This is a genomic window from Maritimibacter sp. UBA3975 (assembly GCF_002384975.1).
GTDB lineage: Bacteria > Pseudomonadota > Alphaproteobacteria > Rhodobacterales > Rhodobacteraceae > Maritimibacter.
On sequence record NZ_DGCP01000010.1, the window covers coordinates 27,947 to 44,537 of the forward strand.

At 65.2% G+C, this 16,591-nt stretch carries 18 protein-coding genes; 8 read left to right on the forward strand and 10 right to left on the reverse strand.

What is annotated here, in order from left to right:
• From B2585_RS10640 to B2585_RS10650, 3 genes are all read left to right on the forward strand, one after another.
• Positions 1 to 560: aminotransferase class I/II-fold pyridoxal phosphate-dependent enzyme (locus B2585_RS10640; RefSeq protein ID WP_292022865.1), on the forward strand; the 560-nt coding region annotated here is incomplete at its 5' end.
• 14 nt (positions 561 to 574) lie between these two features.
• Positions 575 to 3,784: a DNA translocase FtsK gene (locus B2585_RS10645; RefSeq protein ID WP_292022867.1), complete on the forward strand. Its 3,210-nt coding sequence runs from the start codon at positions 575 to 577 to the stop codon at positions 3,782 to 3,784.
• 98 nt (positions 3,785 to 3,882) lie between these two features.
• A complete protein-coding gene (locus tag B2585_RS10650; protein WP_292022870.1) occupies positions 3,883 to 4,485 on the forward strand; it encodes a LolA family protein in 603 nt (200 codons plus the stop codon).
• A gap of 127 nt (positions 4,486 to 4,612) precedes the next feature.
• Here the strand turns inward: B2585_RS10650 and B2585_RS10655 are convergent, their stop codons facing one another.
• The 4 genes from B2585_RS10655 to B2585_RS10670 form a co-directional block, all read right to left on the reverse strand.
• Positions 4,613 to 4,768, reverse strand: coding sequence for a Trm112 family protein (locus tag B2585_RS10655; RefSeq protein ID WP_414674050.1), 156 nt, complete (start codon positions 4,766 to 4,768; stop codon positions 4,613 to 4,615).
• Between the two features lie 23 nt (positions 4,769 to 4,791).
• Positions 4,792 to 5,427 (reverse strand): LON peptidase substrate-binding domain-containing protein, encoded by a 636-nt coding sequence (locus B2585_RS10660; protein ID WP_292022873.1) that lies wholly within the window; start codon positions 5,425 to 5,427, stop codon positions 4,792 to 4,794.
• A gap of 1 nt (position 5,428) precedes the next feature.
• Entirely contained in the window at positions 5,429 to 6,343 is a 915-nt protein-coding gene (gene trxA / locus B2585_RS10665; RefSeq protein ID WP_292022876.1) for a thioredoxin, read from the reverse strand.
• An 84-nt stretch (positions 6,344 to 6,427) separates the two neighbouring features.
• Positions 6,428 to 7,216: an exodeoxyribonuclease III gene (locus B2585_RS10670; RefSeq protein ID WP_292022877.1), complete on the reverse strand. Its 789-nt coding sequence runs from the start codon at positions 7,214 to 7,216 to the stop codon at positions 6,428 to 6,430.
• A gap of 176 nt (positions 7,217 to 7,392) precedes the next feature.
• Between B2585_RS10670 and thpD the strand changes: the two genes are divergently transcribed.
• Positions 7,393 to 8,340, forward strand: coding sequence for an ectoine hydroxylase (gene thpD / locus B2585_RS10675; protein WP_292022879.1), 948 nt, complete (start codon positions 7,393 to 7,395; stop codon positions 8,338 to 8,340).
• Positions 8,341 to 8,395: 55 nt separating this feature from the next.
• Here the strand turns inward: thpD and B2585_RS10680 are convergent, their stop codons facing one another.
• The 4 genes from B2585_RS10680 to B2585_RS10695 all read right to left on the reverse strand — a co-directional run bounded on the left by B2585_RS10680 (position 8,396) and on the right by B2585_RS10695 (position 11,597).
• Complete coding sequence (locus B2585_RS10680) at positions 8,396 to 9,184, reverse strand: transporter substrate-binding domain-containing protein (RefSeq protein WP_292022881.1); 789 nt, start codon at positions 9,182 to 9,184, stop codon at positions 8,396 to 8,398.
• A gap of 23 nt (positions 9,185 to 9,207) precedes the next feature.
• Positions 9,208 to 9,921: an amino acid ABC transporter permease gene (locus B2585_RS10685; protein ID WP_292022883.1), complete on the reverse strand. Its 714-nt coding sequence runs from the start codon at positions 9,919 to 9,921 to the stop codon at positions 9,208 to 9,210.
• Entirely contained in the window at positions 9,918 to 10,595 is a 678-nt protein-coding gene (locus tag B2585_RS10690) for an amino acid ABC transporter permease (RefSeq protein ID WP_292022885.1), read from the reverse strand. The genes B2585_RS10685 and B2585_RS10690 overlap by 4 nt, the downstream gene beginning before the upstream one ends.
• 315 nt (positions 10,596 to 10,910) lie before the next feature.
• Entirely contained in the window at positions 10,911 to 11,597 is a 687-nt protein-coding gene (locus tag B2585_RS10695; RefSeq protein WP_292022887.1) for a response regulator transcription factor, read from the reverse strand.
• 152 nt (positions 11,598 to 11,749) lie between these two features.
• On the opposite strand from B2585_RS10695, the gene ribA reads away from it, so the two are divergent.
• Together ribA and B2585_RS10705 are read left to right on the forward strand one after the other, a co-directional pair.
• Complete coding sequence (gene ribA, locus B2585_RS10700) at positions 11,750 to 12,835, forward strand: GTP cyclohydrolase II (protein ID WP_292022888.1); 1,086 nt, start codon at positions 11,750 to 11,752, stop codon at positions 12,833 to 12,835.
• Positions 12,836 to 12,852: 17 nt separating this feature from the next.
• Positions 12,853 to 13,341, forward strand: coding sequence for a L,D-transpeptidase family protein (locus B2585_RS10705; protein ID WP_292022902.1), 489 nt, complete (start codon positions 12,853 to 12,855; stop codon positions 13,339 to 13,341).
• 42 nt (positions 13,342 to 13,383) lie between these two features.
• Here B2585_RS10705 and B2585_RS10710 read toward each other — a convergent pair whose 3' ends face one another.
• The gene (locus B2585_RS10710; protein WP_292022890.1) at positions 13,384 to 14,037 is read right to left on the reverse strand and encodes a YggS family pyridoxal phosphate-dependent enzyme; all 654 of its coding nucleotides are present in this window, start codon (positions 14,035 to 14,037) and stop codon (positions 13,384 to 13,386) included.
• A 111-nt stretch (positions 14,038 to 14,148) separates the two neighbouring features.
• Positions 14,149 to 15,012 carry a porin gene (locus B2585_RS10715; RefSeq protein ID WP_292022893.1) on the reverse strand — a complete coding sequence of 288 codons (864 nt, stop codon included), beginning with the start codon at positions 15,010 to 15,012 and terminating at the stop codon, positions 14,149 to 14,151.
• A 309-nt stretch (positions 15,013 to 15,321) separates the two neighbouring features.
• On the opposite strand from B2585_RS10715, the gene B2585_RS10720 reads away from it, so the two are divergent.
• A complete protein-coding gene (locus B2585_RS10720) occupies positions 15,322 to 15,837 on the forward strand; it encodes a DUF3576 domain-containing protein (RefSeq protein ID WP_292022895.1) in 516 nt (171 codons plus the stop codon).
• A gap of 80 nt (positions 15,838 to 15,917) precedes the next feature.
• The coding region (locus B2585_RS10725) for a class I tRNA ligase family protein (protein ID WP_292022897.1) at positions 15,918 to 16,591 on the forward strand (674 nt) is incomplete at its 3' end.

Sequence of the window (16,591 nt, forward strand, 5' to 3'; positions counted from 1 at the left end):
GCTATTCCGAGATCTACCGCGACGCCCCGCCCCCCGGCGCGGCCGAGGTCGCGAGTTTCGGCGGCGCCGACCCCGAGCGTGTGGTGATCTTTCATTCGCTGTCCAAACGCTCCAACCTGCCCGGTCTGCGCTCGGGTTTCGTGGCATCAGGCCCGCAGAACATGGCCCGCATCCGCCAGTTGCGCACCTATGCGGGGGCACCGCTCCCGCTGCCGCTGCAACACGCGGCCGCTGCCGTCTGGGCGGACGAGGACCACGTCATCGCCTCGCGCAAGCTGTATCAGGACAAATACGCCATCGCCGACGCGGTGTTCGCGGGTGATCCGCTCTACAACCCGCCGCAGGCCGGGTTCTTCCTCTGGCTTCCGGTCGAGGATGGCGAGGCGGCGGCGATGAAGCTCTGGACCGAGACCGGCATCCGGGTGCTCCCCGGCGCCTATCTCGCCCGCGAGGTGAACGGGACCAACCCCGGCGACCAATTCATAAGAGTGGCGCTTGTCGCCACGAAAGAAGAGACGCAGCGCGCATTGGAAACGATGCGCGACTGTCTCCGCGACTGAGGACGAGGACACACATGGCATACCAGATCAGGGAACGTGATCCGATTTTCGACGAAGCCACACAGGCGATGATCGAACGACGGGGCAAGGAACTTCTCGGCCTCGCGCTGGTCGCGGCAGCGCTCGCCGTCGCGCTGATCCTGGGCAGTTACTCGCCCGACGATCCCGGCTGGATGTCCGCCACCGAAGGCCCGGCACAGAACATGTTCGGACAGACCGGCGCGACCATCGCCTCGCCGCTCGTCATCATCCTGGGCTACGGGGCGTGGGGCTTCGCCATCGCCTTTGCCGCCTGGGGCCTGCGCCACATGTTCCATTCCGGCGAAGAGCGGTTCATGGGCCGCGCCATCTTCGCCCCGATCGCCATCGCCCTCGGCTCGGTCTATGCCTCCACCCTCGTGCCCTCTGCGGGCTGGACCCATTCCTTCGGCCTCGGTGGCCTCTTCGGGGATACCGTGCTGGGCGCGATCCTTGGCGTGGTGCCCGGCTCTGCCGCCTTCGGCCTGAAACTCCTCGCCGTGCTGGCGAGCTTCGCCGCACTGGTCGTGGGGGCCTTCTCGCTCGGCTTTACCCGCTGGGAACTGGGCCGGATCGCGCGGTTCATGATCGTCGGCGTGGTGATGAGCTATGCCGGCATCCTGAAACTGGCCCGCATGGGCGTGCGCGGTGCCGCCGTCGGCGCCCGCGCCGGGGCCGGGGCCGCCGCCAGTGCCGCAGGCGCCGCCGCCCGCGGCGTGCAGGAGCGTCAGAGCCAAAGGCGCGATGCCCAGACCACATGGACCCCGCCGCAGGGCGATGCGCTGGTCGAGGATGACCGCGACTTCGACGCCCCGCCCCCGATGGCGGCCAAACGCGTGATCCGTGCCGAGCCGCCGATGGAGCCTCCGGTGCGCCAACCGGCCCCGGCGCAGGCGCAGCCGCAAATGCAACATCAGCCGCAAGTCGCCCCGCAACCGGCCCCTGCGCCGCAACCCAAGGGCGGGCTTCTGTCGCGTATGCCCGGCCTGATGAAGCGTCAGCCGGACCCGGAGCCGGAACTGGTCGACAACACGTTCCACGGCGCGGTGCCGGAGACGGACGACAACCCCGACCGCATCTCGGCCAAGATCGCCAATGCCCTGCGCAACCGCACCGCGTCGGCCTCCGGTCATGTCGCCCCGGCCGAGGAGCCGCCGACCACGACCGAACAGATGATCGCCCGTGCCGCCGCCCGCGCCCGCGCCCAACGCCCGCAGACCATTCTGCGCGCCGAGCCGGTGATGCGCGCCGAACCGCCCGTCACGGCAGGTGCGGCCCCCGTGCCGCAGGCGCCGGAGATGGAGGGCGGCAACATCTTTTCGGACATCGACGAAGCGCCGATGGTCGAAGCCCCGTATGACGAGGCCGCGATGACCCAGGCCGAGGCGGAGCCGCTCCACCTCGACTCCGCCATGCGCGCCTACGACCGCCCGCACGAGCCGGGCCTCGTCGATGGCTGGACCCCCGGCCCCGAGGACGACTTCGCACCGGATTACGAGGCCGACTTGCAGCCGGAGCCCTATGCCCCGGCCCCGGACATGTCCGCCCCGGCCCAACCGCAGGCCTATTCAGCACCGCCGATACCCGAACCCAAGAAGGTCGTGCAGCACCCGCCGCGCAAGGCACACAAGCCCTCCAGCCGCGCGATGGCCGAGGCGCAGCCCTCGCTCGCCTTCTCGGACCCCGAGCAGACCTATGAGCTGCCCCCGCTGTCGCTCCTCACCAACCCGGTGAACATCGAACGCCACCACCTCTCGGACGAGGCGCTCGAAGAAAACGCGCGGATGCTGGAAGCGGTGCTCGACGACTACGGCGTGAAGGGCGAGATCGTCTCGGTCCGCCCCGGCCCCGTTGTCACGATGTACGAGCTGGAGCCCGCGCCGGGCCTCAAGGCCAGCCGCGTGATCGGCCTCGCCGACGATATCGCACGCTCCATGTCGGCCCTGTCCGCCCGCGTCTCCACCGTGCCCGGCCGCAGCGTGATCGGTATCGAACTGCCCAACGCGAACCGCGAAAAGGTGGTGCTGCGCGAAATCCTGTCGGCCCGCGACTTCGGCGATACGAACCAGAAACTGCCGCTTGCGCTGGGCAAGGATATCGGCGGCGACCCGATCGTGGCCAACCTCGCCAAGATGCCCCACCTCCTGATCGCGGGCACCACCGGCTCGGGTAAATCCGTGGCGATCAACACGATGATCCTGTCGCTCCTCTACCGGCTCACGCCCGAGGAATGCCGCCTCATCATGATCGACCCCAAGATGCTGGAACTCTCCGTCTACGACGGCATCCCGCATCTCCTCTCCCCCGTCGTCACCGACCCGAAAAAGGCCGTCGTCGCGCTCAAATGGGTCGTGGGCGAGATGGAGGAACGCTACCGCAAGATGTCCAAGATGGGCGTGCGCAATATCGACGGTTACAACAGCCGCGTGGCCGACGCGCTCGGCAAGGGCGAGATGTTCTCGCGCACCGTCCAGACGGGCTTTGACGAGGATACGGGTGAGCCGATCTTCGAAACGGAAGAATTCGCGCCCGAAAAGATGCCCTTCATCGTGGTCGTCGTGGACGAGATGGCCGACCTTATGATGGTCGCCGGGAAAGAGATCGAGGCCTGCATCCAGCGCCTCGCCCAAATGGCCCGCGCCTCCGGCATCCACATCATCATGGCCACGCAGCGCCCCTCGGTCGACGTCATCACCGGCACGATCAAGGCGAACTTCCCCACCCGGATCTCGTTCCAGGTGACATCCAAGGTCGACTCGCGGACCATCCTCGGCGAACAGGGTGCCGAACAGCTCCTCGGCATGGGCGACATGCTCTACATGGCCGGCGGCGCGCGCATCACCCGCGTTCACGGGCCGTTCGTGTCGGATGAAGAGGTCGAGGAAATCGTCACCTACCTCAAAAGCTACGGCCCGCCCGAATACATCGGCGGCGTGGTCGAGGGGCCGGATGACGAAAAGGCCGACAACATCGACGCCGTTCTCGGCCTCAACACGGGCGGAAACACCAACGGCGAGGATGCGCTTTACGATCAGGCGGTCGCGATCGTCATCAAGGACCGCAAGTGCTCCACCTCCTACATCCAGCGCAAGCTCGGCATCGGCTACAACAAGGCTGCGCGACTCGTGGAGCAGATGGAGGAGGAAAGCCTCGTCTCGCCCGCCAACCACGTTGGCAAGCGCGAGATCCTCGTGCCCGAGCAGTAAGCGATATCGGGACGCCGCTATGGCATAACAGGCGGCGTCCTGCTCACATGGCAGGGAACCGGGATGGATTCCCGGCAGTTCAGACCTAGATGAGAGCCATGAAACAGATTCGCCTTCTCGCCGCCGCCCTCGCGCTGGCCGCCACCACCCTGCCCGCCGCGGCGCAACAGCTGTCGCTGGGCGCACTGTCCAACTACCTCAACAGCCTGACGACCGCGCAGGCAGAGTTCACGCAGATCAACGCCGACGGGACGATCTCGACTGGTACGATCTTCATCAAGCGTCCGGGGCGCGCACGGTTCGAATACAACCCGCCCGAGCAGACGCTGGTGCTCGCCTCCGCCGGGCAACTGGCGATCTTCGACGCGAAATCCAACACCGGGCCCGAGCAATACCCGCTCGAACGGACCCCCCTGAACCTGATCCTCGCGCGCAACGTCGACCTCACGCGCAACAACATGGTTGTGGGGCAGAGCTATGACGGCACCGCGACCACGGTGACGGCGCAGGACCCGGAAAACCCGCAATACGGCAATATCCAGCTGACCTTCACAGCGAACCCGACCGAGTTGCGCCAATGGGTCATCACGGACGACGCGGGCCAGCAGACCACCGTGATTCTGGGCGAATTGCGCCGCGGCGGGTCGATCTCCGACCGCAATTTCTCGATCGTGGCCGAGGTCGACAGCCGCAACCGCTGACGGTCTTTCCGGTCTCCAAATATCCCGGGAGAGCGCGAGAGGGCAGCGCCCTCTCGCCCGCCGCGTCGATCTGCCGAAGGCAGGAAGGCGCAAAACCTGCGCGGGGCGTCAGCCCCGCACCTCGTCCTCAGTCGTCGAGCTTACGCGCCTCGTCGACCAGCATGATCGGAATCCCGTCGCGGATCGGAAAGGCGAGCCGCGCCGAGGCCGAGACGAGTTCCATCCGCTCCGGATCGAACTCCAGAGGGCGCTGGCTCACCGGGCAGATCAACGCCTCGAGCATGTGCCGATCATACTCGGTATCGCTCACTGAAGGCTCCCTTCTCCGCCGCCGGAAGCCAGCGCGAATTCCATCAGGGTGACGAGCGTTTCGCGCCGGGTGGTCAGCGACGGCGCCTCCAGCAGCGCCTGCTTGTCCTCCGGGTCGAACGGGCAGAGCATCGAGAGTGAATTGATCAGCAACTCGTCCTCCGCGTCCTTCATGCTGCCCCAGTCGGTGCGCAGGTCGGCCACGTCGAAATAGCGGGCGAGCAGGTCGAGGAATCGGTCGCGGTCGAGCCCCGGGTCTTTCTCGGTGCGCCCGAGGTCACGTTCGAAACTGTCCCAGTTCACCTGCGCGCGCCGGTAAGGGGTGAACCCCTCCACCTCTTCGGTCAGGCGGAACCGGCTCACGCCCGAAAGCTGCACCATGTAGCGGTTATCGTCCGTCTCGGTGAAGGACGTGATCCGCCCGGCACAGCCGATGGTGTGGAGGCGCGAGCCGTCCGCGACCGCCGGCTGGATCATCCCGATCAAGCGCGCGGTCGTCTTCAGCGCATCGTCGAACATGGCGAGGTATCGCGGCTCGAAGATGTTGAGCGGCAGCCGCCCGCGCGGGAGCAGAAGCGCCCCCGGCAGGGGAAAGAGCGGCAGGACCTCCGGCAAATCGGTGCGCGGGATCATCTCAGACGAGGATCATCGAGCTGAGCTTGCGGCGACCCGACAGCGCCACCGGATCATTGGGCGGGAGCGCCTCGAAGATGGTAAAGAGCTGCTGTTTCGCGGCCGCGTCGTTCCACTCCCGGTCACGCCGGAACAGTTCGAGCAGTTCGGCCACCGCCGCCTCGGTCTGACCCGAGGCATAGAGCGCTTGAGCGAGGTCGAAGCGCGCCTGATGGTCGTCGGCATTCGCGTCGACCTTGGCCTTGAGTTCGTCCACGGGACCCGCCGCTTCGGCCTGCCGGGCGAGTTCGATCTGGGCATGAACCGCCTCGATCTCGGGCGCTTCCGAGATCTCGGCCGGGACACCGTTCAGGACTGCCTCGGCCCCCTCGATATCGCCCTTGGCGACGTGGCAGCGGGCGAGCCCGGCATAGGCCACGGCCATCTTCTGATCCGCCTCGATGATCGCGGCGAAGGTCTGCATGGCGTCGTCGACCGCGCCGGTTTCCAGCATTTCCTCGGCAGCGGCGACCGCATCGGCGAGGCCCCCGTCGCCTTCGGGGCCGGAGGCTGCGATCTTTTCGACGAACTGCTTCACTTCGCTGGGCGCGAGCGCCCCCTGGAACCCGTCAATGGGCTGGCCGTCGGCAAAGGCATAGACGGTCGGGATCGACTGCACCCGCATCTGCGCGGCGATCTGCTGGTTCTCGTCCACGTTGACCTTTACCATCTTCACCTTGCCGCCCAGCGCGTTCACGGCCTCTTCGAGCGCGGGGCCAAGCGTCTTGCAGGGCCCGCACCACGGCGCCCAGAAATCGACGATGACCGGCACCTCCTTGGAGGCTTCGACGACCTCGACCATGAAATCGGCCTCGGTAATCTCTTTCACATGGCCGCCCGCGGGCGCGCCACCACTCGTCTGACCCAGTTCCAGCATGTCAGGCTCCTTTTGTCCGTCTTGCGCCCAATATGGGCGCGCATGTCGTCCGCTCCAAGCCCGAAGCGCTGCGTCATCGCGGCGCTACAGGTCGAATGTCGCCAGCACCGGCGCGTGGTCCGACGGTTTCTCCCACCCGCGCACGTCGCGCAGGATGCGGCTGCCGTGGGCGGCGTTGGAAATGTCGGGCGTCGCCCAGATATGGTCGAGCCTGCGGCCCTTGTCAGCCGCGTCCCAGTCGGGCGAGCGATAGGACCACCAGGAATAAAGGTTTCCTTCGGGGATGTCCTGCCGCGTGATGTCGACCCACTTGCCCGCGTCCTGCACCGCGCCGAGGTGATCGACCTCGACGGGCGTATGGCTCACGATCTTCAGCAGTTGCTTGTGATTCCACACGTCATCCTCGCGCGGGGCGATGTTGAGATCGCCGACGAGGATCGCCTTTTCAGGGCGTTCGCCGTGGAACCAGTCGCGCATCTCGGTGAGGTAGTCGAGCTTCTGGCCGAACTTCTCGTTCACCTCGCGGTCCGGCTTGTCGCCGCCGGCGGGGACATAGAAGTTATGGATCGTCACCCCGTTCTCCAGCGTCGCCGCGACATGGCGGGCATGGCCCAGCGCTGCGAAATCCTTGTCCCCCGCGTCGGTGAGCGGCAGTTTCGACAGGATCGCGACCCCGTTGTAGCCCTTCTGTCCGCGCGCGATCATGTGATCATAGCCCCGCGCCTTGAAGATATCGTGGGGGATCTTCTCGACCGGCGATTTGCACTCCTGAAGGCACAGGACGTCCGGTTCCTCCTCCGCCAACAGGCGCGAGACGAGGTCCGCGCGCAACCGCACGCTGTTGATATTCCAGGTCGCAAGTGTGAAGGACATAACCACTCCCGTAGAGATTCTGCGGGCACCCTATCCGGGGGCCCGGAGCAGTTCCACCCGCGAACATTACAAGTTCCGGCCGCTTGGAACAGCCGCGTAAAACCCCGCGTTGCTCCGGCATGCCCGCCCGGCGGGATCTAGACTTCTAGAACGAGAATTCGAAAAGGATAGAAACCATGAACATCTCAACCAAAGCCCTCCAGCATTATGATGCGGTGGATGCCTACCCGACCCGTCTGCCGGATCGTGAACTGATCTCCGAGCGCACCGACCCCGTGCTCTGGAGCGACTGGTCGGAAGCCGCGCCCATCTCTCGGGATGAAGCGGATCATTATGCCAACAACGGCTACCTCGTGCGCCACGACATGTTTTCCGAGGATGAGCTCGACGTGCTGGTCGACACTGCCCAGCGTCTGCGCGACACCGACCCGGCACAGCGCCCGGCGGATTTCGTGACCGAGCCGAATTCCGACGACGTTCGCACGGTCTTCCGTCTGGACGAGCATTCGCCGATCTTCGCGCGACTCGCCGCCGACACCCGCCTCGCCGGTGTGGCCGAGTTCCTGCTCAATGACCGTGTCTATCTTCACCAGTCGCGGCTCAACTACAAACCCGGCTTCAAGGGCAAGGAGTTCTACTGGCACTCCGACTTCGAGACATGGCACGCCGAAGATGGCCTGCCCCGGATGCGCGCCGTGTCCGCCTCGGTCCTGCTGACGGATAACTCCAAGCTGAACGGCCCGCTGCTGTTGATTCCCGGCTCGCAGAACGAATTCATCGCCTGTCTGGGCGAGACACCCGAGAACAACCACGAAAGCTCGCTCAAGGCGCAGGAAGTGGGCGTGCCGCAACCGGACACGATCCGGGCCTTCGCCGACACCCTCGGCCTCGACGCGGCCGCCGGTCCCACCGGCACGGTGGTTTTCTTCGACTGCAATACGCTGCACGGCTCGAACGGGAACATCACCCCGGACCCGCGCTCCAATGCGTTCTTCGTGTTCAACGCGATCACGAACCGCCCGGTGGAACCCTTCGCCGCGCCGGAGCCGCGCCCCGCATGGCTCGCCAACCGCGACCGCATCCGTGCGATCGACCCCGTCGAGGGGCGCATCGCGCGCGGCTGATGAAAGCGAAAGGCCCCGGAGGACCGGGGCCTTTCCTGTGTCGTTCGCGTTCGTCTCAGAACGTCGGAAGCACCGGCAGCGGCTGACCCAGCCATTTCTGCGAAATCTCGTCCAGCTCTCCGCCCAGCTTCTTGTGCAGGATAAAGACATTGACCCACTGGAGCAGATCGTAGTTGCCCTTCTTCACGCCGATGAACGCGGGGCTTTCCTTCAGGATGAACTTGGTTTCCAGCATCATCTCCGGATTCTTCTCGGAAATCTCCGCGGCCGCCGTGTTCCCCGAAACGAGCACATCCACCTGACCCGACTGGAACGCCGACAGGGTGGCGGCATTGTCGCCGAAGCGCACGATCTCGACGTCATCGGGCGCGATCGAGGTCAGTTCGAGATCCTCGAGCGTGCCGCCTGTCAGGCCGACCTTCATGCCCGACAGGTCCTCGGGCGCGCTGATCTCCATCTCTGCCGGCGCGAAGGCGCCCGAGAAGAACGGCGCATACGCCGCCGAGAACCAGATCGACTTGGCCCGGTCCGGGTTTGCGCCCATGACGGAAATCACAAGGTCCACGCGGTCCGTCTCCAGAAACGGGATGCGCTGCTTGGACACGACCGGCACAAGCTCCAGTTCCACGCCCAGGTTGTCGGCGATCAGCTTCGCCACATCCACGTCGTAACCCACATGCTCGCCCTCTTCTCCGAGCGAGCCGAAGGGGGGAAAGCTCTCCGGAACGGCGATCTTCACCACGCCGGCCTCCAGAATGTCCGTCAGCTCGGCCTTGGCGGGCGCCGTGAACGGCAGCGCAAGCGCGGCGGCGGCCACGAGCGTCTTGATGGTTTTCGCAATCATGTCTGTCTCCTCTGTTGATTGACTCAGGCGGCGACCGGAAGCGGTGCCTTTTCGTCCTTTACGGTTCCCAATCGCTTTTCGAGATGCCGCGACCACAGGGTCAGCGGATAGCAGAGCACGAAGTAGATCAGCGCCATGATGGGGAAGATGATGAACGGCTCGGACCCGTCGACCGGGGCGTTGGCCCAGCGCTTGCCGATGGCCATGAGGTCGTGAAAGCCGATGATATAGGCCAGCGAGGTGCCCTTGATGATCTGCACCATGAAGCCGACCGTCGGGGCCAGCGCGATGCGCACGGCCTGCGGAATGATGACGAGGCGAAGGGTGGGCACGAACCGCAGCCCCAGCGCCTCGGCCCCTTCCCACTGTCCCTCGGGGATCGATTCGACCGCCCCGCGCCAGACGTCCGACAGGTAAGCCGAGGAATAGATGATGAGCGACACGACCGCGGCGGTCCAAGGGTTCACGTCGATGTCGAGCAGACGCGGCACGCCCAGCCCGGTCAGGAACAGCATCATCAGAAGCGGGGTGGACTGGAACAGCCAGATATAGCTCACCGCGAACCGCTTGGCGGCCTTTGAGGGCATGATCCGCATCAGCGTGATAATCCCGCCGACGATCCCGCCCCCGAGAAAGGCGATCAGGGACAGGTAGATCGTGAACTGCGTCGCCTCGACCAGCTGGAACAGGATGATCCCCTCGGGCTTGCCGAGGATGGTGATGAACGCCTCTTTCATCGCGCGGTCTTCCACCGGAACGCCCGCACCTCGATCACCTGCATCAGCGCTTTGAACGCCAGCGATAGCAGGATGTAGAGCACGGTGAGCGAGATATAGACCTCGAACGACCGGAACGTCCGGCTGTCGATGTAGAGGCCCGCGAAGGTCAGATCCCGCACCCCGATCTCGGAGATGACGCCGGTGGTCAGGAACAGGAAGATGAATTGCGAATTGAGCGAGGCGAACATCTGCGCGATGGACTGCGGCAGAACGATCCGGACGAACCGCGTGAACCGCCCGACGCCCAGGGCCTGCGCGGCCTCCTTCTGCCCCTGATCGACGGTCTGGAACCCGGCGCGCAGGATCTCGGCGAAATAGGCCGAGAAGTTGATGGTCAGCGCAAGCACGGCATGGGCCCAGAACGGCCAGACATAGCCCAGCAACAGCGGCAGGCCGAAAGCCACGAAGAACAGCTGGACGATCAGCGGCGTGTTGCGGATGAAATCGACCCAGGCCGCGGCGACCCATCTGAGCACCGGAACACGCTCAAAACGCGACAGCGCCAGCCCCACGGCGAGCATGAAACCGAGCGTCGCACCGGCAAGCGTCAGCCCCGCAGACATCCCGACACCCTCGGCCAGCAGCCAGAGATACTCCGGATTGCGGTATATTTCGAAGAACCGTAGCTCCATGTCCCCTCGCGCGGTCGGCCCGGACAGGAGGCCAAAAGCACGGGGTTCGCTCAACGCGCGCGGGGCGATTTATCATGAAGAATCCGGGTGACGCCCAATATCTGTGCGCGCAAACAGCCGCTGCACAAACGCGACCCCGAAAAAAAAGACCCGGCGCGTGGCCGGGTCAGTCCAACAGGGAGGATGCCGTGCCATTGCCCCGACACGGCGAGGGGATCACTCGTATTGTCGCCTTATAAGAAACAATACCATGTTGACTTCCAGTTTACTTCCGAAAGCAGGCGGCAATAAGGCAGGTTTCCACCCCTGTTGCGGTCACGCCACAAGCCGGTAACCGCCGGATTCAGTCACCAGCAGGCGCGCATTGCCCGGATCGGGCTCGATCTTCTGGCGCAGGCGATAGATGTGGGTCTCAAGCGTATGGGTCGTGACGCCGGCGTTGTAGCCCCAGACCTCATGCAAAAGGACGTCGCGCGCGACCACGCCTTCCTGACTCCGGTAGAGGAATTTAAGGATGTTGGTCTCTTTCTCGGTCAACCGGATCTTCCGGTCGTCCTCGGTCATCAGCATCTTCATCGCGGGCTTGAACGTGTACGGCCCAAGCTGGAACACCGCGTCTTCGGATTGCTCGTGCTGGCGCAACTGGGCGCGAATACGGGCGAGCAGGACGGGGAACTTGAACGGCTTGGTCACATAATCATTGGCCCCCGCGTCGAGGCCGAGGATCGTGTCCGCGTCGCTGTCATGGCCCGTGAGCATCAGGATCGGGCACTTCACCCCCTGCTTGCGCAGAAGCTTGCACAGCTCGCGCCCATCCGTGTCGGGCAGGCCGACGTCGAGAATCACGAGGTCGTGGATCTGTTCCTTGGCCTTCTGCATCGCGTCGGCGCCGTTGGCGGCCTCGAACACGTCGAAGTCTTCTGTCATGACCAGTTGCTCGGCCAGTGCCTCGCGCAGGTCCTCGTCGTCGTCAACGAGCAGGATGTTTTTCTGGGTCGCCATGGTGGTTCCTCCGTGTCATTTTCCCAGACCTCGGGTCTCGTCACGGGTCCGGCAACGTTTGTGGCATTACGTTCACGCGCTCGTGTCGGGATCACTGGAAATGTTTCACTTTTCCGTGGGCCAGACCTATTGAGGGCGACGGAAGGACCGAGATGACGCTGCAACCGACCCGCACCGAACTGACCGCCCGCGCCCGCGCAGACCTGCGTATGGGGCTGCCCGTGATCGTGGAAATCGACGGGCACGCCGGGCTTGTCGCGGCGGCCGAGACGGTGTCGGCAGACCGGCTCGCGGACCTGCGCGGCTTCGGCCAGCCCGTCCTCGCGATCACACCGCGCCGGGCCGATACGCTCAAGGCGCGTGCCTATTCCGACCACGTCGCCCGCGTGCATCTGCCTGAGGGCGAGGGCGTGACCTGGGTGCTTGGCGTGGCCGACCCCAAGGACGACCTGATGAAGCCGATGAAGGGCCCGCTTTCGACGGAGCGGGGCGGGGACGAACGCATCGCCCGCGCCGCCATCGCGCTCGCCAAATCCGCGATGCTTCTGCCTGCCGCGCTCGTTGTGGATGTGCCGGATGCCGCAACGCTGGCCGTCACCCACGGCCTCACCCGGCTCGACCTCACCGACCGGCCCGACGACCCGCCGGTCACGGCGCTGGAGGAGGTCGTCTCGGCCCGCGTGCCGCTCGAGGTGTCCGAGGCCGGGCGGCTGCACATCTTTCGCCCCGAGGACGGGGGGGAGGAGCACTACGCGGTGGAAATCGGCCGCCCCGACCGCGATCAGCCGGTGCTGGCGCGCCTGCACTCCGCCTGTTTCACCGGCGACCTGCTCGGCAGCCTCAAATGCGATTGCGGCCCGCAACTGCGCGCGGCCCTCGCCGCGATGGGCGAGAACGGGACCGGGGTGCTGCTGTATCTCAACCAGGAAGGGCGCGGAATCGGGCTGGCCAACAAGATGCGCGCCTATTCGCTTCAGGATCAGGGCTTCGACACGGTCGAGGCCAATCACCGGCTGGGGTTTGAGGATGACGAGCGCGACTTCCGGCTCGGGTCCGAGATCCTCTCGCGCCTTGGCTTTTCCTCGGTCCGGCTGATGACGAACAACCCGGCCAAGGTCGCGATGATGGAGGCGAACGGGATCGCCGTGACCGAGCGGGTGCCGCTTCAGGTCGGGCGCGGGGCGCACAACACCGCCTATCTCGACACCAAGGCCGCGAAGTCGGGCCACCTGCTGTGATCCCCCGCCGCGCGGACATGGTCGTGACCCGCTGGGGCGCACGCTTCGCCGGGCGGCGCTTTCCGGTCGCCATCGGGCGCGGCGGCATCACCACCCATAAACGCGAAGGCGACGGGGCCACGCCGGCGGGCGTCTGGCACCTGATGGGCGGTGGCTACCGCGCCGACCGGGTCCGGCCGCCCGCCGCCCCGTTCCCCATCGGCGCGACGGGGCCACGGGACCTGTGGTGCGACGACGCGGAGCATCCGGCCTACAACCACCCGGTCCACGCGCCCTTCGGCGCTTCGCATGAGCGTCTGGCCCGCGCGGACGGGCTGTACGATGTGTTCATCGTCACCGATTGGAACTGGCCCGATGCGACGCCCGGCGACGGCTCGGCGATCTTCATCCACTGCTGGCGTGGCCCGCGCAAACCGACGGCCGGCTGCCTTGCCTTCCGGCCCGATCACCTGCGCTGGATACTGGAGCGTTGGACCCCGCGCTCACGGGTGCTCGTCAAGGCCTGACAGCCTCTCCTCGCGATGAGAGGGCACCGGCCTCGAAGAGCGTCAGCCGTAGACTCGTTCCCCGAAAATGGCCGAGCCGACGCGCACATAGGTCGCGCCTTGCGCCACGGCTTTCTCGTAATCGCCGGACATGCCCATCGACAGCTCGTCGATCCCGTTGCGCTTGGCGATTCTGGCCAGCAGCGCGAAGTGGAGCGACGGCTCTTCGTCGACCGGCGGAATACACATGAGCCCGTCGATGGTCAGGCCAAGGTCCCGACACTCCGCGATGAACGCATCCGCCTCGGTCGGCAGCACCCCCGCCTTCTGGTCTTCCTCGCCCGTATTCACCTGGACGAACAGTTTGGGACACTGTCCCAGCTCATCCGCAAGCCGCGCAATGGTCCGGGCGAGCTTCGGGCGATCCACGGTCTCGATGGCGTCAAACAGCTCCATCGCCTGCCGTGCCTTGTTTGTCTGGAGCGGGCCGATCAGGTGAAGCTGCACCCCCTCGTACCGCGCGCGGAGGTCCGGCCACTTGCCGGCCGCTTCCTGCACCTTGTTTTCTCCGAACAGCCGGTGACCCTCTTCCAGCACGGCAACGACCCTTTCGAGCGGCTGGACCTTGGACACGGCGATCAGGCGGGTCGCGCCCACGTCCCGGCCCACGCGGGCCTCTTCGTCACGAATGGTCTGGAGAATGTCGGACAAGGACATGTCGCGGGTTCCTCTCGTTTCGTCCGGATTTGCTCAGTGACAAATCACGAGAGGCCCAAAAAGAAAAGAGCGGGCACAAGGCCCGCTCTTTCCCATTCAAATCCGGTTGGATCAGAATGCCATGGACACGCCAGCCCACACCGCGGTCGAAGCCGTGGTGAAGTCGCGAGCAACGCCGGCCTCGAGGCCAACACCGCCGCCGAGGTCGTAGGAGGCTTTCGCACCGTAGTCGAGGCCACCGAAGCCAACAGCGTCGGACTCGACGAAGGCGGACACGGCGTAGGGGCCGGTCGCGTAGCCGAGGTCGGCACGGTAGTAGACGCCGGTGCCGATGTCGAAGGTCGCTTTGACAGCGCCGGTGAAGCCACCGATGGAAGCGGACGCACCAGCGGCCACGTCGATGACGTTACCGTCGGCGTCGTTCGCGTCACGAGCGACAGACGCCCAGACCGAATAATCGCCGAAGGAGTAGGTGCCTTTCACGCCGACATCGCCAGCAGTCGTGGCAGTCGAGCCCGGAGCGACGAGAACGCCGTAGGCTTCGAGGCCGAAGTTGCCCCAGGTGTTCGTGTAGGTCACGGTGATGTCTTGGTCACCGGGGGTCGTGGCGTCGCCGTCAGCGTTCGTGTCGTAAGCGATCGCGACTTTGCCCCAGGAACCGGACAGGTAGACGTTGGCGCCGAGCACAACACCAGCCGCCGGCGGCCAGTCGTTGGCACCGAACTGAGCGTCCGACGGATCTTTCTGCATGGACTGACCAGCGGCCAGAACCGTCACGGAGGCGCCGGCTTCGAGGCCTTGGTCCGTGGTGGTCATCATGCCGGCGGTGAAGAGCGCCGAGATTTCCGGGTAGAGAACAGCAGTGGTGATGTTGTAGCCGAGACCAGCGTAAGCGCGGCCGGTGAACGACACATCTGCAGCGGCGAAACCGGTGGTGCCCACCAGTACCGTCGAAGCAAGGAGAATCTTTTTCATTTCGTTTCCCTCGTTTATCTAAAGGTGCACCTCAATTCAGGGGAATCCGAATTGAGTATGCTGTTTCCTCGCTCTTTCCCGGTTCTGATGCAAGCGATGCAGACGGCGCCAAAAGAATGTGCCCCCGGATGGTGCAGAGTTGCCACAGTCGCTTTCGGCCCTGTCCTGCAAGGCCCGGCGGACACTGCAGGATAGCCGTATATATAGAACGCGCGCGGCGCCCGGGCGCTACAGGTGGTCCGGGAAAACGCTTGCCCGCGCTTTTTCGCTTGGGTAGGTAGGAGCAAACCACTGGATCGGGGCATTTACATGACATACGGGCGTTTCACCGTGAAGGCAGCTATCCTTGCCGGACTCGTGGCGCTGACCGGCTGTTCCGGCGGGTTGGGCAACCTCTTCGGCGGATCGACGCAGACGGTTCAGACGGCAGACGGCACCGTGGTCGCCCGCCCGGACCGCGCCCGCCGACCGCAGGAACGCTCGACGATCTGGGATCTCTTCGCCGATCGCGACAATCCCAACACCACCGTCGAGGTGAACTCCTACCTCTGGAATGCCTCGCTCGACGTGCTGTCCTTCCTGCCCGTGCAGACGGTCGATCCCTTCACCGGCGTCATCGTCTTTGGTTACGGCGTCCCGCCGGGGGGTGGCCAGGCCTACCGCGCCACTGTCCACGTCTCCGATCCCGCGCTGGATGCCCGCAGCCTGAACGTCGCGCTCCAGACCCGCGGGGGCCGCGCCGTGTCGACCGCGACTCAGCACGCGATCGAGGATGCGATCCTCGGCCGGGCCCGTCAGCTTCGCATTCAGGACTACAACCTGTAACCGGCTGGACCCCCGGTCCACATCCCACTATTCAAACGCCGGGCAACAGCCCGGCGTTTTCATTTCCGAAGGACCAATCCATGTCCCGCTACGACGCATCGACCATCGAGCCGAAATGGCAAACCGCCTGGGACGAGGCCGGCACCTTCGCCGCGACCCGCGATCCGAACAAACCCAAGTTCTATGTGCTCGAGATGTTTCCCTATCCCTCGGGCCGCATCCACATCGGGCATGTGCGCAACTACACGATGGGCGACGTGGTCGCGCGCTACAAACTGGCGTCCGGCTTTTCCGTCCTGCACCCGATGGGCTGGGACGCCTTCGGGATGCCGGCTGAGAACGCCGCGATGGCGACCGGCGGCCATCCGAAGGACTGGACCTACGACAACATCGCCGAGATGAAATCGCAGATGAAACCGATGGGCTGGTCGCTCGACTGGACCCGCGAATTCGCCACCTGCGACCCGGAATACTACGGCCAGCAACAGGCGCTGTTCATCGACTTCCTCGAAGAAGACCTCGTCTACCGCAAGAACGCCGTGGTGAACTGGGATCCAGTCGACATGACCGTTCTGGCGAACGAGCAGGTGATAGACGGCAAAGGCTGGCGCTCGGGGGCCGAGGTCGAGCGGCGCGAGCTGACCCAATGGTTCTTCAAGATCAGCGATTTTTCCGAAGAACTGCTTGAGGCAATCGACACCCTCAAGGACTGGCCCGAAAAGGTCCGCCTGATGCAGGCCAACTGGATCGGCAA

What these genes read in the sequence shown, in the direction of transcription:
- B2585_RS10645 (WP_292022867.1), top strand. Translation starts at nt 575, where the DNA reads ATGGCATACCAGATCAGGGAACGTGATCCGATTTTCGACGAAGCCACA.
- B2585_RS10650 (WP_292022870.1), top strand. Translation starts at nt 3,883, where the DNA reads ATGAAACAGATTCGCCTTCTCGCCGCCGCCCTCGCGCTGGCCGCCACC.
- trxA (WP_292022876.1), bottom strand. Translation starts at nt 6,343, where the DNA reads ATGCTGGAACTGGGTCAGACGAGTGGTGGCGCGCCCGCGGGCGGCCAT.
- ribA (WP_292022888.1), top strand. Translation starts at nt 11,750, where the DNA reads ATGACGCTGCAACCGACCCGCACCGAACTGACCGCCCGCGCCCGCGCA.
- B2585_RS10710 (WP_292022890.1), bottom strand. Translation starts at nt 14,037, where the DNA reads ATGTCCTTGTCCGACATTCTCCAGACCATTCGTGACGAAGAGGCCCGC.
- B2585_RS10720 (WP_292022895.1), top strand. Translation starts at nt 15,322, where the DNA reads ATGACATACGGGCGTTTCACCGTGAAGGCAGCTATCCTTGCCGGACTC.
- B2585_RS10660 (WP_292022873.1), bottom strand. Translation starts at nt 5,427, where the DNA reads ATGATCCCGCGCACCGATTTGCCGGAGGTCCTGCCGCTCTTTCCCCTG.
- B2585_RS10685 (WP_292022883.1), bottom strand. Translation starts at nt 9,921, where the DNA reads ATGAAAGAGGCGTTCATCACCATCCTCGGCAAGCCCGAGGGGATCATC.
- thpD (WP_292022879.1), top strand. Translation starts at nt 7,393, where the DNA reads ATGAACATCTCAACCAAAGCCCTCCAGCATTATGATGCGGTGGATGCC.
- B2585_RS10715 (WP_292022893.1), bottom strand. Translation starts at nt 15,012, where the DNA reads ATGAAAAAGATTCTCCTTGCTTCGACGGTACTGGTGGGCACCACCGGT.
- B2585_RS10680 (WP_292022881.1), bottom strand. Translation starts at nt 9,184, where the DNA reads ATGATTGCGAAAACCATCAAGACGCTCGTGGCCGCCGCCGCGCTTGCG.
- B2585_RS10655 (WP_414674050.1), bottom strand. Translation starts at nt 4,768, where the DNA reads ATGCTCGAGGCGTTGATCTGCCCGGTGAGCCAGCGCCCTCTGGAGTTC.
- B2585_RS10670 (WP_292022877.1), bottom strand. Translation starts at nt 7,216, where the DNA reads ATGTCCTTCACACTTGCGACCTGGAATATCAACAGCGTGCGGTTGCGC.
- B2585_RS10690 (WP_292022885.1), bottom strand. Translation starts at nt 10,595, where the DNA reads ATGGAGCTACGGTTCTTCGAAATATACCGCAATCCGGAGTATCTCTGG.
- B2585_RS10705 (WP_292022902.1), top strand. Translation starts at nt 12,853, where the DNA reads ATGGTCGTGACCCGCTGGGGCGCACGCTTCGCCGGGCGGCGCTTTCCG.
- B2585_RS10695 (WP_292022887.1), bottom strand. Translation starts at nt 11,597, where the DNA reads ATGGCGACCCAGAAAAACATCCTGCTCGTTGACGACGACGAGGACCTG.